General features: G+C 72.0%; 13 protein-coding genes. 8 read left to right on the forward strand and 5 right to left on the reverse strand.

Annotation, left to right across the window (positions count from 1 at the left end; all coding sequences use genetic code 11):
• Positions 1-26: 26 nt before the first annotated feature.
• Together Q1V88_RS01505 and coaE are read left to right on the forward strand one after the other, a co-directional pair.
• Positions 27-464, forward strand: a complete 438-nt coding sequence (locus tag Q1V88_RS01505) for a MarR family transcriptional regulator (RefSeq protein WP_300676942.1) — start codon at positions 27-29, stop codon at positions 462-464.
• A 118-nt stretch (positions 465-582) separates the two neighbouring features.
• Entirely contained in the window at positions 583-1,167 is a 585-nt protein-coding gene (gene coaE / locus Q1V88_RS01510) for a dephospho-CoA kinase (protein ID WP_300676945.1), read from the forward strand.
• 8 nt (positions 1,168-1,175) lie between these two features.
• Here the strand turns inward: coaE and Q1V88_RS01515 are convergent, their stop codons facing one another.
• The 3 genes from Q1V88_RS01515 to Q1V88_RS01525 form a co-directional block, all read right to left on the reverse strand.
• The gene (locus Q1V88_RS01515) at positions 1,176-2,114 is read right to left on the reverse strand and encodes a sigma-70 family RNA polymerase sigma factor (RefSeq protein ID WP_300676948.1); all 939 of its coding nucleotides are present in this window, start codon (positions 2,112-2,114) and stop codon (positions 1,176-1,178) included.
• 147 nt (positions 2,115-2,261) lie between these two features.
• Entirely contained in the window at positions 2,262-3,038 is a 777-nt protein-coding gene (locus Q1V88_RS01520; protein WP_300676951.1) for an MOSC N-terminal beta barrel domain-containing protein, read from the reverse strand.
• The gene (locus tag Q1V88_RS01525) at positions 3,035-5,179 is read right to left on the reverse strand and encodes a S9 family peptidase (protein WP_300676954.1); all 2,145 of its coding nucleotides are present in this window, start codon (positions 5,177-5,179) and stop codon (positions 3,035-3,037) included. The genes Q1V88_RS01520 and Q1V88_RS01525 overlap by 4 nt, the downstream gene beginning before the upstream one ends.
• Before the next feature lie 39 nt (positions 5,180-5,218).
• Between Q1V88_RS01525 and Q1V88_RS01530 the strand changes: the two genes are divergently transcribed.
• The 3 genes from Q1V88_RS01530 to Q1V88_RS01540 are packed head-to-tail and all read left to right on the forward strand — an operon-like array spanning position 5,219 to position 7,421.
• A complete protein-coding gene (locus Q1V88_RS01530; RefSeq protein WP_300676955.1) occupies positions 5,219-5,905 on the forward strand; it encodes a LamB/YcsF family protein in 687 nt (228 codons plus the stop codon).
• Positions 5,902-6,540, forward strand: coding sequence for an allophanate hydrolase subunit 1 (locus Q1V88_RS01535; RefSeq protein WP_300676957.1), 639 nt, complete (start codon positions 5,902-5,904; stop codon positions 6,538-6,540). The genes Q1V88_RS01530 and Q1V88_RS01535 overlap by 4 nt, the downstream gene beginning before the upstream one ends.
• On the forward strand, positions 6,537-7,421 hold the full coding sequence (locus tag Q1V88_RS01540) for a biotin-dependent carboxyltransferase family protein (RefSeq protein ID WP_300676959.1): 885 nt from the start codon (positions 6,537-6,539) through the stop codon (positions 7,419-7,421). Before Q1V88_RS01535 ends, Q1V88_RS01540 begins: the two co-directional genes overlap by 4 nt.
• Here the strand turns inward: Q1V88_RS01540 and Q1V88_RS01545 are convergent.
• Positions 7,384-8,748, reverse strand: a complete 1,365-nt coding sequence (locus Q1V88_RS01545) for a DNA polymerase IV (protein ID WP_300676962.1) — start codon at positions 8,746-8,748, stop codon at positions 7,384-7,386. The genes Q1V88_RS01540 and Q1V88_RS01545 overlap by 38 nt on opposite strands.
• 181 nt (positions 8,749-8,929) lie before the next feature.
• On the opposite strand from Q1V88_RS01545, the gene Q1V88_RS01550 reads away from it, so the two are divergent.
• Positions 8,930-9,937: a DUF4192 domain-containing protein gene (locus tag Q1V88_RS01550; RefSeq protein WP_300676965.1), complete on the forward strand. Its 1,008-nt coding sequence runs from the start codon at positions 8,930-8,932 to the stop codon at positions 9,935-9,937.
• A 5-nt stretch (positions 9,938-9,942) separates the two neighbouring features.
• Here the strand turns inward: Q1V88_RS01550 and Q1V88_RS01555 are convergent, their stop codons facing one another.
• Complete coding sequence (locus Q1V88_RS01555; protein WP_300676968.1) at positions 9,943-10,389, reverse strand: hypothetical protein; 447 nt, start codon at positions 10,387-10,389, stop codon at positions 9,943-9,945.
• Positions 10,390-10,457: 68 nt separating this feature from the next.
• Here Q1V88_RS01555 and Q1V88_RS01560 point away from each other — a divergent pair, with 68 nt between their 5' ends.
• Both Q1V88_RS01560 and Q1V88_RS01565 read left to right on the forward strand, forming a co-directional pair.
• Positions 10,458-11,024 carry an HhH-GPD-type base excision DNA repair protein gene (locus Q1V88_RS01560; protein ID WP_300676970.1) on the forward strand — a complete coding sequence of 189 codons (567 nt, stop codon included), beginning with the start codon at positions 10,458-10,460 and terminating at the stop codon, positions 11,022-11,024.
• Positions 11,025-11,265: 241 nt separating this feature from the next.
• On the forward strand, positions 11,266-12,008 hold a 743-nt coding region (locus tag Q1V88_RS01565), incomplete at its 3' end, for a sigma-70 factor domain-containing protein (RefSeq protein ID WP_300676972.1).

Raw genomic sequence — 12,008 nt, forward strand, 5'->3', positions numbered from 1 at the left:
CACCGCACCGCTGTACTCTTGTTCCCGTGCACAGCACCCACACCGAATCGACCGGCGACCTGCTGATGGTGGCGGCCCGGATGCTCCGGCGTCGCTTCTCCGTCGCCCTGGAGGAGTACGACGTCACGCCGTCGCAGTCACGAGCGCTGCGCACCGTCGCCGAGGAGCCCGGCGTCCGACTCTCGGTGATCGCCGAGCGCCTGCGGATCGCGCCCCGGTCGGCCACGGACGTGATCGACGCACTCGAGCGCCGGGGACTGGTGCAGCGGCAGCCGGATCCGGTGGATCGTCGCGCGACGTGTGTCGTGCTGACGCAGGAGGGTGCGCGGCTGCGGGCGCTGATCGACGCGGCCCGGCACCGCGAGCTCGACGGCTTCGCCTCGCACCTGTCCGACCCCGATCGCGCCGAGCTCGACCGGATCCTGCGTCAGGTGGTCGCCGACCTGCGGGAGTCGGGCGAGTAGACGGTGGTGAATCCGGATCTGGGCGGTGGTGAACCCGGATCTGGGCGGTGGTGAACCCGGAAGTCGGCGGTGGTGAACCCGGAAGTCGGCGGGGCGGGGTGCGGTCTAGGCTGCGCCCATGCGTATTGGGCTCACCGGCGGGATCGCCTCAGGCAAGTCGACCGTGTCGCGGATGCTGGCCGAGGCCGGCGCGGTGATCATCGACTCCGACCAGCTCGCCCGCGAGGTGGTCGCCCCCGGGAGCGCGGGCCTGGCCAGCGTGGTCGACGTGTTCGGCCCCGAGGTGCTCACCGCCGAGGGTGAGATGGACCGGCCGAAGGTCGGCGCGATCGTCTTCGCCGACCCCGACAAGCGGGCCCAGCTGGAGTCGATCATCTGGCCGCTGGTCGCTGCGCGCTCGGCGGCCCTGGTGGCCGCGGCCGAGCCGGGCGCCCTGATCGTGCACGACATCCCGCTGCTGGTCGAGACCGGCCAGGAGAGCACCTTCGACGCTGTCATCGTGGTGGACGTGCCGCACGAGACCCAGGTGGAGCGGATGATCCGCGACCGGGGGATGACCCGGGAGGATGCCGAGAGCCGGATCGCGGCGCAGCTCGACCGCGGGTCGAGGCTGGCGGCGGCGACGTACGTCATCGACAACACCGGAAATGTCGAGGACCTGCGCCACCAGGTGGCACAGGTCCTCGAGCAGCTGCGGAGCTGAGGCAGGGGTCAGGCGGCCAGGTCCGGGTCGCCGAGCCGGCGGAGCTTCTGCAGCGCCTCCCGCTCGAGCTGGCGCACTCGCTCGGCGCTGATGCCGTGCTTGACGCCGATGTCGGCCAGCTTGTGCTGGCGGCCGTCGGAGAGGCCGTAGCGCGCCCTGATGATGTCGGCGGCACGCGGGTCGAGCTGGTCGACGAGCTCGTCGAGCAGTTCACGGGCCTCGCTGTCGAGCACCTCCAGGTCGGGACCGGGTGCGGACTCCAGTGCCATCAGGTCACCCAGCGAGGTGTCGCCCTCGTCGTCGACCGGAGCGTCGAGGCTGACGTGCTCACGGCCCCACGCCATCAGGTCGAGGACACGGTCGAGGTCGAGGCCGAGCTCGGCGGCGATCTCAGCGGCCTCGGGCTCGCGGCCGAGCTTGCGCTCCAGGGCACGGCGGGCGCCGCCGATCTGGTTGAGCTCCTCGACCACGTGCACGGGAAGGCGTACGACGCGGGCCTGCTGGGCGATGCCACGCGTGATCGCCTGGCGCACCCACCAGGTGGCGTACGTGGAGAACTTGTAGCCCTTGGTGTAGTCGAACTTCTCCACCGCGCGGATCAGGCCGGTGTTGCCCTCCTGGATGAGGTCGAGCATCGGCATCTGCGCACGGCCGTACTTGCGGGCGATGGAGACGACCAGCCGCAGGTTGGCGTTGATGAACTGACGCATGGCGCGCTCGCCCTCGTCGACGAGCCATTCGAGCTCCTCGCGGGTGGCACGGCCGGGCGCCTTCGTGTTGACCTTGCCCTCGGCGAGCAGGTGCTGGGCCATCAGACCCGCCTCGATCGCCTGGGAGAGCTCCACCTCTTGGGCGGCGTCCAAGAGGTCGGTGCGTGAAATTTCGTCAAGGTAGAGACCGACGCTGTCGCGTCCCTCGATTTCCCGGGTGGCGGTGAGTGTAGCCATGGGGACCCCTCCTTCGCTTGCAGGGTTCGCCTGCATCTAGTCAACACGCTCGTGAGGCACTGGATTCCCAGCCGTGCGCGCTTCTCGAAGGGTTAGACGTGTGGCGTGTTCCCGTGGTTTCCGGATTCGGTGAATCTAAGTGAAATCTCAGGTCACCCGAATGAGTCCGGGCGTGACCACCTCGGCGTAGACCCCGAACGCGGGCTCACCGGCAGGGGTGCGAGGGCGGTAGTCGGCCAGGGCCCGCAGCAGCCGTCCCGCGCGCTCCCCGGTGCGTGGATCGAGGTCGATCACGGCGCAGCGCCCGACCGGGGCGCCGACCTTGACGGTGGCGGTGCCCAGCCGCAGCTCGCGGCCCGCCCAGCCATCCTCGGCACCGGCGGCCTCGTCGGTCTCGATCACCGCACTGGCGCGGAAGCGGGCCGGGTCGACGGCGGTGCCCGTGCGGGCGGCGAGCTCGTCGAGGGAGGCCCGGGTGAGCAGCGTGAGGCCGGCGCCGTACACCACCCCGCGTGGCGGAGCGGCCGCCAGCGCGACGTCGCGGCCCAGCACCCGTCCCACCAGGGCGGCGTGCGGGCCCACCATCAGCGCCAGGTCCACCTCGCGGCCCCAGTAGTCACACCGCAGGTGGCGCCCCGTCGGCGTCGGCACCGCGACCACACGCTCGCCGTCGGGTGCGGTGATGCTCAGACTGGGCCGGGCGCCGGTCCCAGTCCCGCTCCGGGTCTCGACCGCGTGCAGCGCCACCAGCCCCGGATGCTGCACGGTGCGCAGCACCCGGCGCTCGACCGGATCGACGAAGCACCAGCGCCGGTCACCCACGACGCCGTGAGGATCGACCTCGATCCGGGGCAGGTCGAGGTGGGCCGTGCCCTTGACCGGGGAGAACCCGACCCGCAGGATCCGCGGCCCGGGCGTGCTCACACCAGACCGAGCCGCTCGATGATCCAGGCCAGGCTGAAGGCGCGGTCGTGCCAGCCCTTGTAGCGCCCCGAGACACCGCCGTGCCCCGCCGCCATCTCCGTGCGCAGAAGTACGTCGGCCTCGGCGACGGCCCGCAGGCGCGCCACCCACTTGGCTGGCTCGACGTAGAGCACTCGGGTGTCGTTGAGGCTGGTCTCGGCCAGGATCGGCGGATACGCGCGGTTGGTCACGTTGTCGTAGGGCGCATAGGAGGCCAGGTAGTCGTAGACCTCCGCGTCGGCCTCGGGGTTGCCCCACTCGTCGTACTCCACCACCGTCAGCGGCAGTGAGGCGTCCAGCATGGTGGTGAGGTTGTCGACGAACGGCACTGCCGCCACGATCCCGCCCAGCAGCCCCTCGGGGGCGAGGTTGGCCACCGCGCCGACCAGCAGCCCGCCGGCGCTGCCACCCTCGGCGACGATCCGGCCGTTCTCCGTCCAGCCGGTCGCGACCAGGTGCTCGGCGCAGGCGATGAAGTCGGTGAACGTGTTGCGCTTGTGCAGCACCTTGCCGTCGTCGTACCAGCGACGGCCGAGCTCGCCGCCGCCGCGCACGTGCGCCAGCGCGAACGCCCCGCCGCGCTCGAGCACCGAGAGCCGGGCGATCGAGAAGCTCGGGTCGAGGGAGTACTCATACGAGCCGTAGGCGTAGAGGTGGACCGGCACCGGGCCCGCAGCCCGCGCGTCACGACGTACGACGATCGAGATCGGCACCTGCTCGCCATCGGGTGCGGTGGCCCAGAGCCGGTGCTCCTCGTAGGCCTCGGGGTCGTACTCGACACCGTCCAGGGCCAGGACCGGCTGCTGCTTGCGCAGCGTCAGGGTCCGGGTGGCGACGTCGTAGTCGTAGACCGAGCTCGGGGTGCGCATCGTGGTGTAGCCCAGCCGCACCGTGGGCTGGCGGAAGTCCGGGTTGCCGCCGGCGCCGATCGTGTACAGCTCGTCGGCGAACTTCACCAGGTAGTCGTCGCTGATCCCGTTCGGGGCGGCGCTGTCGAGGTCCAGGATGCGCAGCTGGGTGAGGCCGCCGCTGCGCTGGTGGACGACGAGGTGGGTCTCGAAGGCGTCCACCCCCTCCAGGCGTACGGCGGGGTCGTGCGCGATCAGCGGACGCCACTGCTCCCGCGGCGTCGGCGCGATCGGTGCCACCGCGATCTCGAAGTCGGCGCCGGTGGCGTTGTGGTGCACCAGGAAGACGTCCTCCCCGCCCAGCACGGCGTGCTCCAGGGAGTACTCCACGCCCTCCTCCCGGGCGGCGAAGACCTGCCAGCCGGTCTCGGGGGCGTCGAGGTCGAGGAAGCGGATCTCGGTGGTGATCTTGGCGCCGGACTCGATCATCAGGAACCGGTCGGTGCGGGTGCGGCCAAGGCCGCTCCAGAACCGCTCGTCGGGCTCGTGGAAGACCAGCTCGTCCTCGGCCTGGGCGGTGCCCAGGCGGTGGCGCCAGACCTTGTCGGGGCGCCAGGACTCATCGACGGTGGAGTAGAAGAAGGAGGCGCCGTCGCGGTCCCAGGTGGCACCGCCCATCGCGCCGGTGATCACGTCGGGCAGCTCCTCGCCGGTGGCGAGGTCCTTGACCCGGATGGTGTAGCGCTCGTCGCCGACGACGTCGACGGCCCAGGCCAGCAGCGAGGTCGTGGGGGAGACCGCCGAGCCGCCGAGGCTGAAGAAGTCGTGCCCGGTGGCCAGGGCGTCCAGGTCGAGCAGCACCTCCTCACCGGCCAGGGCGGGCTGGTCGGGGGCGACGGTGGTGTCGGGCGTCGGCGGCGTCCAGTCGTCGGGGTCGGTGACCCGGACCCGGCAGGAGGCGCCGTACTCGCGACCGGCGAAGCTGCGGCCGTAGTACCAGTACCCGCGACGGCGTACGGGCAGCGACAGGTCGGTCTCCAGGGTGCGCTGCTTGATCTCGTCGAAGAGCCGGGCGCGCAGGTCGGCGAGGTGGGCGGTGCGCTCCTCGGTGTAGGCGTTGTTCGCCTCGAGGTAGCCGATCACCTCGGGGTTCTCCTTGTCCCGCAGCCACTCGTAGTCGTCGGTCCGCTTCCGGCCGTGGTGTTCGGTCGTGATCGGTCGGGCGTCGATCGAGGGAGCCTGGAGCTGGGGCATGGATGCGACCCTATCGCCGACGCCCCTATCCTCGACGCCATGCTGACCGTCGACCTCAACGCGGACCTCGGTGAGGAGATCACCGACGACGCCGGGCTGATGGCTGTGGTGACCTCGGCCAACGTGGCCTGCGGCTACCACGCGGGCTCTGTGGCGGTGATGCGCGCGGTCTGCGATCTGGCCGCGGCCGGGGGTGTGGCCGTTGGCGCCCAGGTCTCCTACGCCGACCGGGAGAACTTCGGCCGGGTCGAGCTCGACGTCGACGCCGCGGTGCTGACCGAGCAGATCGCCGACCAGGTCGGCCTGCTGCGGGAGGCCGCCACCGCCGCCGGCATCGAGGTGACCTACCTCAAGGCGCACGGGGCGCTCTACCACCGCACCCGCCGCGACGCCGTCCAGGCGGCGGCGGTGCTGGCCGGGGCAGCGGGGCTGCCGGTGCTGGGCATGCCGGGCGAGCTGCTCACCCAGGCCCGCGCCGAGGGCCGGCGCACGATCGCCGAGGGATTCCCTGATCGGGCGTACGACGGCGAGCAGCTGCGTCCACGCGACCAGCCCGGTGCGCTGGTGAGCGCCGAGCCCCAGATCATCGCCAACGCGGTGCGGCTGGCGACCTCGGGGGTGGAGTCGCTGTGCCTGCACGGGGACTCCCCGGGGGCGGTCGAGCACGCCCGGGCGGTGCGGGCCGCGCTGGAGGCCGAGGGATGGGCGCTGCGGAGCTTCAGGTGAGGCTGCGGCAGTGCGGCGCTCGGGCCGTCCTGGTCGAGGTCGACGACGCCGCCCAGGCCTCCTCGCTCGCGCTGTGGGCGCGGGCGGCAGGGGTGCAGGCCGACGAGATCGTGCCGGCAGCGCTGACGGTGCTCTTCGACGGTGTCGAGCGGGCGGTGATCGAGGAGGCTGTGCTGCGGTGGGAGGCCTCGGCGGCTGGGGCTGGGGTGTTGCGGTCCTCGGCGACGTCGGCGGCGGCGTCGCGGGTGGTGGAGGTGCCGACCGTCTACGACGGGGCCGACCTCGCTGAGGTGGCGGGGCTGTGGGGCTGCTCGGTCGAGGCGGTCGTCGCCCGCCACACCTCGGTCGAGTTCACCTCCCTCTTCTGCGGGTTCGCGCCGGGCTTCGCCTATCTGGCGGGACTGCCCGGGGGCTGGGAGGTGCCGCGACGGGCCGAGCCCCGTGCCGCGGTCCCGGTCGGCTCGGTCGCCCTGGCCGGAGCGTGGTGTGGGGTCTACCCGACGTCCTCGCCGGGCGGGTGGCAGCTGCTGGGCCGGACCGACCTGGTGCTGTGGGACCTGGAGGCGCCGAGCCCGGCGACCCTGGCCCCGGGGACACGGGTGAGGTTCGTCGCGGTGCGACCGGTGGCCGTATGAGTGGCCTCACCCTGCTCGCCGTCGGCGCTCTGGCCACGGTGCAGGACCGGGGTCGGATCGGCTGGGCGCACCTGGGGGTTCCGCGAGCCGGTGCCCTCGACGCCCCGGCCGCCGCGCTGGCGAACCGGGTGGTCGGCAACGGCGTCGACGATGCGGTGATCGAGGTGACCCTGGGCGGCTTCGCTGCCCGGCTGGACGGGGTGGACGGGCTCGACGGGGCCGCTGGGGGTGGCCGCTGGGCGGCCCTCACCGGGGCCCCGGCACCACTCACCCTGGCAGGGCGCACGATGCCGGTCGGGGCGCCGTTCTGGTGGCCCACCGGTGCCGAGCTCCGGATCGGGGCGCCGACGACCGGGGTGCGCAGCTACCTCGCGGTCGCGGGCGGGATCGCGGTGGAGCCTGTGCTGGGCTCGCGGGCTACCGATCTGCTCGCCGGGGTCGGGCCCGACCGGCTCCGCGCCGGGGACCTGGTGCCGCTCGGGGCGCCCGCGGGGACGGCGTACGACCTGCCGACGGTCCGTCGTCCGCGGGGCGAGGGGCTGCGGCTCCAGGCCGGCCCGCGTGCGGAGTGGTTCACCACGGCCGCGCGCCGGCTGCTGGTCGAGGCCGAGTGGACGGTCCGCCCCGACTCCGACCGGATCGGGATGCGGCTGGCCGGACCGATGATCGAGCGCGAGACGACGTACCGGGGACGGGAGCTGGCCAGCGAGCCGATGGTCCTCGGCGCCGTCCAGATCCCGCCGCAGGGGCAGCCGATCGTCTTCCTGGCCGACCATCCGCCGACCGGGGGCTACCCGGTGATCGGGGTGGTCGACCCCGATGACCTGTGGCAGTGCGCTCAGGTCAGGCCGGGGGATCGGCTGCGATTTCGAAACGGCTGAGCGCCGGGTCGTCGACGGCGAAGGAGCGCACCGGGCCCGCTGGGGTCTCGGCGGTCTCGAACCTCACGGTGACCACGCCGCGCCCTGAGCCCCACACCCAGCCGCGGCCGTGCTCGGCGTGCACGACGTCCATCCCCGGCCACCAGCCCTGACGTCGGCGCATCACCGTCTCCGGTGCCGGGACCGGGGCGTTCTCGGCGTCACCGTCGTCGGTCGTGGCGGGATCCTGGGAGCCGAACAGCTCCTCGAAGAGGTCCTCCTGGATCCAGTCGGCCAGGCCACTGACCCCGACCCCGAGAAGGCGGATGCCGCCTGCGGTCTGACCCGACTCGGTCAGCTCGACCAGCAGGGTGCGGGCCATCTTCGCGATCACCGCGTCGGTGTCGGTCGGCCCGGCCAGCGTCGTGGACCGGCTCAGGGTGGTGAAGTCGTGGAGGCGCACCTTGAGCGTGATCGTGCGTCCGGACAGGCCGTGCGCCCGGAGCCGTTCGCCGACCTGGCGGGCCTGGCGCGCCACCAGCGAGTCGATCAGCACCCGGTCGGTGAGGTCGGAGTCGTACGTCGACTCCACGCTCACCGACTTGGTCTCCCGTTCGGCCACGATCGGTCGGTCGTCCTGGGCCCGGGCGAGGTGGAACAGGCCGGTGCCGTGGGCCTTGCCGATCAGGCTGACCAGCTCGTCGAGCTCGACGGTCTCCAGGTCGGCGACGGTGTGGATGCCGGCGCGGCGCAGACGTTCGGCGGTCTGCGGGCCGACGCCGGGGATCACCTTGACGTTCATCGGGCGGAGCAGCTCCAGCTCGGTGCCGGGGTCGACCACGACCAGGCCGTCGGGCTTGTTCAGGTCGCTGGCGATCTTCGCCATGAACTTCGACGTGCTCACCCCGACGCTGGCGGTCAGCCCGTCGGTGGCCTCGGTCAGTCGGTGGCGCAGGTCCTCGGCGAAGGCGCGTACCCCGGTCGGGCTGAGGTCGATCGGCTCGTGGGCGGCGGCCAGGTCCACGAACGCCTCATCCAGGGAGAGCGGCTCGACCAAGGGGGAGACCGAACGGAGCAGCTCCATCACGCGTTCGCTGACGCTGCGGTAGGCCTCGAACCGCGGACCGAGGAAGGCGGCGTGCGGGCACCTGCTGCGGGCCTCGCGGGTCGACATCGCCGACCGGACGCCATAGGCCCGGGCCTCGTAGCTCGCGGTGGCGACCACGCCGCGGCCACCGGTCCCACCGACGACGACGGCCTTGCCCCGCAACGAAGGCTTGTCGCGTTGCTCGACGGCGGCGAAGAACGCGTCGAGATCGAGGTGGAGGACACTGGCGTGCGGGCGCACGGGACGAATCTAGTCGAATCTCCGTTCGAACGCTGCTTCGGCGGGTGCGCCGGGTGCGTCGTCGTCCCACGCGTCACACGACGGACCACTGTCTGTCCCGGATCGCCGTTGCCGGCTGGTTCTCCACCGGTCCGTCGGCGGTGGCCGCCGTGGGTCGGCTGTTCCGCCCAGGGTGGACGCCATGATGACGATGAACCTCTCCACGACCGACGATCTGCTCGCGGCCGTTCCCGTCCTGCTCGGCTTCCATCCCCATGACTCGGCGGTGATGGTCACCTTCGGCGGCGCGCACCCCTTCCACGCTCGGATCGACCTCCCGCCACCCGACCTCCTCCCCGAGGTGCTGACCGATCTCGGCGCGGCGCTGCTCGCCCCGGCACGCCGGGAGCGCCCCGACTCCGTGGTGTTCGTCTACTACAGCGCCGAGGCGGCAGCGGTGGTCGAGGTGCATCGCCACCTGAGCCGTGAGTGTCGTGCCGACGGCATCGTGGTGCTCGACGGGATCAGGGTCGAGGGCGACCGGTGGTTCAGGGCCTGGCGGGTCCCGTCGGCGGGGGAGCGCGGCACCACGTTCGACCCGGCGGGCCACCGGTTCACCGCCGAGGCCGTGCTGGAGGGTCGGGTCACCGCTGAGAGCCGTGAGGCGCTGGCGCGGCGCCTGGTCGGGGACGCCGCACTGGTCGGAGCGGTCTCCGTGGCGATGGGGCAGGCCGAGCCGTGGCCGCTGGCCCAGACGCGCGATCTGGTCGAGGCCCACATCGGCGGGCGCACGAGGCCCTCGGACGCCGAGGCTGCCACGCTGCTGCTCTCGATCGGTGCGCCGCAGGTGCGGGCCGGGGTGTGGTGGGGCCTCACCCACGCAGGTGCCGAGCGGCACGTCGAGCTCTGGATCGACCTGGTCCGGCGGGCGCCCGGGGCCACGGTGGGCGATGCTGCCACCGTGCTGGCGGCGGTCAGCTGGCTCGCCGGCAACGGGGCGCTGGCCTGGTGCGCGGTCGACCGGGCGCGTGCGGTCGGGGCCGACAACGACGTACTGGTCCTGATCGCGGGCCTGCTCGTCGGCGGGGTGCCGCCGCTGGAACGCTGGCCGGACATGGACGAGGGCTTCGACCTGGACCTGGACGTCGAGGGCGCCCCGGACGCCGAGGCCGAGTCGGCGCCGGTGGCAGGACAGGGGATCGGATGGTGAGCCGCTCAGCGTCGACGAATCCGGTCCCACTGCCGGGCGGTGCCGGTGCGCGGATCGCGCCATCCGTGCCGCCCGACGGTGACGAAGACGAGCCGCAGGTCGAGCTCGGCGTAGGCGGCTCCGGCCGCTGCCAGCCAGGCCAGCTCCAGGTCCTCGACCGGGTCGACCTCGCCGGGGCGGGTGAGCCAGACCAGTGGGGTCCACGGCTGGGTCGCCGGTGCGATCCGTCCTGCCATCTGGGCCACGATCTCGGTCCGCAGGGTGTGGTCGGTCTGATCGGTGTCGGCGGTGCGGCTCAGCAGCGGTCCGCGGGGCAGTCCGACCCAGAGTCGGGGTGCGGTCCGCCGCCGACCGCGCAGGCCGGCGATGTGGGTCGCCACGGCCACCCGCAGCAGCCGCTGCAGTGGGCGCGAGACCGGCTCGGTCAGGCCGTGCGTTCCCGGATCGATCACGTGCCCAGCGTGCCTCACCTCGCTCGCTCGTGCGGCGCTCTGTCCACAGGTGCGCGATGATGGTCGGCATGGCTTTCCAGATCGCCCAGGACCCCGCCGCCGATCAGGTCCTGACCGACGACCCGTTCGCACTCCTGGTGGGCATGATGCTCGACCAGCAGTTCCCGATGGAGCGTGCCTTCGCCGGCCCGGCCAAGGTGCTCGAGCGCTTCGGCACGCTGGAGCCGGGCAAGATCGCCGCGGCCGACCCGGAGCGGTTCTCCGAGCTGTGCCGTCAGCCTCCGGCCATCCACCGGTACGGCGGCTCGATGGCCTCGAGGCTCCAGGAGCTCGCCGGCATGATCGAGACGACGTACGACGGCGACGTGACGCGACTGTGGAGCGAGGCGACCACCGGCGCCGAGCTGCTCAAGCGCGTGATGGCTCTGCCGGGGTTCGGCAAGCAGAAGGCGCAGATCTTCGTGGCCCTGCTCGCCAAGCAGGCCGGAGTGCGGCCCGAGGGCTGGGAGAAGGCCGTCGGCGACTACGCCCTGGAGGGGTTCCGCTCGGTCGCCGACGTGGTCGACGGGGAGTCGCTGCAGAAGGTTCGCGACTTCAAGAAGGCCAAGAAGGCGGCCCTGCGCGAAAAGTCATGAGTCCCGTGGCACAATGATCAACGCGGTTCTTGACGTCACCGGGCCTCGCCGCGCCCCGAAGCCAGTTTCACGAGAGGTGTTCGTGTCCTCGAACGCACGCAAGCTCCCTGCAGAGGTGTTGTCCCACCCCGCCGTCGTGTCACTCATCGATCGGAGTCGTCCGACCGGTCGGGTCACGCCGGAGGATGTGCGACAGGCAAGTGAGGCGGCGGCCGTTGAGCCGCGCCATCTCAAGGGCCTGATGAGTCATCTGTCCGAGCTCGGCATCTCCGTCGACCTCGGCCAGGTCAGCTCGCGGGCTGCCGCCGCCGCGTCCCCGGCGAAGAAGACGACGACCGCGTCGGCCAAGAAGGCCGCTGCCAAGCCGGCCGCGAGCAAGCCGGTGGCGACCAAGGCCGCCGCCAAGCCCGCTGCCGCGAAGAAGGCTGCCGCCAAGCCGCCGGTCGACGAGGACGAGGGCGAGGAGATCGTGCTCGACGAGGTCGAGGTGGAGGTCGAGGAGACCGTCACCGAGGTCAAGATCGGCCCCGACGGCAAGAAGATCCTGCCTGACATCTCCGACGAGCAGTTCGAGAAGGACGTCGCGTCCGACCCGTCCATCGCCGAGGACGAGAAGCAGGCTTCCTTCGTCGTCTCCAACAGCGATGACACCGACGAGCCCGAGCAGCAGGTCATGGTCGCCGGTGCGACCGCCGACCCGGTCAAGGACTACCTCAAGCAGATCGGCAAGGTCGCGCTGCTCAACGCCGAGCTCGAGGTCGAGCTCGCCACGCGCATCGAGGCCGGTCTCTTCGCCGAGGAGAAGCTCGCAAAGGGCGGCAAGATCAAGCCCCAGCTCGAGGAGGAGCTGGAGTGGATCGCCGAGGACGGCCGCCGCGCCAAGAACCACCTCCTCGAGGCCAACCTGCGACTCGTGGTCTCCCTGGCCAAGCGCTACACCGGCCGCGGCATGCTCTTCCTCGACCTGATCCAGGAGGGCAACCT

The organism is Nocardioides sp. (genome assembly GCF_030150155.1).
GTDB lineage: Bacteria > Actinomycetota > Actinomycetes > Propionibacteriales > Nocardioidaceae > Nocardioides.

What these genes read in the sequence shown, in the direction of transcription:
- Q1V88_RS01515 (WP_300676948.1), bottom strand. Translation starts at nt 2,114, where the DNA reads ATGGCTACACTCACCGCCACCCGGGAAATCGAGGGACGCGACAGCGTC.
- Q1V88_RS01560 (WP_300676970.1), top strand. Translation starts at nt 10,458, where the DNA reads ATGGCTTTCCAGATCGCCCAGGACCCCGCCGCCGATCAGGTCCTGACC.
- Q1V88_RS01540 (WP_300676959.1), top strand. Translation starts at nt 6,537, where the DNA reads ATGAGTGGCCTCACCCTGCTCGCCGTCGGCGCTCTGGCCACGGTGCAG.
- Q1V88_RS01530 (WP_300676955.1), top strand. Translation starts at nt 5,219, where the DNA reads ATGCTGACCGTCGACCTCAACGCGGACCTCGGTGAGGAGATCACCGAC.
- Q1V88_RS01550 (WP_300676965.1), top strand. Translation starts at nt 8,930, where the DNA reads ATGATGACGATGAACCTCTCCACGACCGACGATCTGCTCGCGGCCGTT.
- coaE (WP_300676945.1), top strand. Translation starts at nt 583, where the DNA reads ATGCGTATTGGGCTCACCGGCGGGATCGCCTCAGGCAAGTCGACCGTG.
- Q1V88_RS01525 (WP_300676954.1), bottom strand. Translation starts at nt 5,179, where the DNA reads ATGCCCCAGCTCCAGGCTCCCTCGATCGACGCCCGACCGATCACGACC.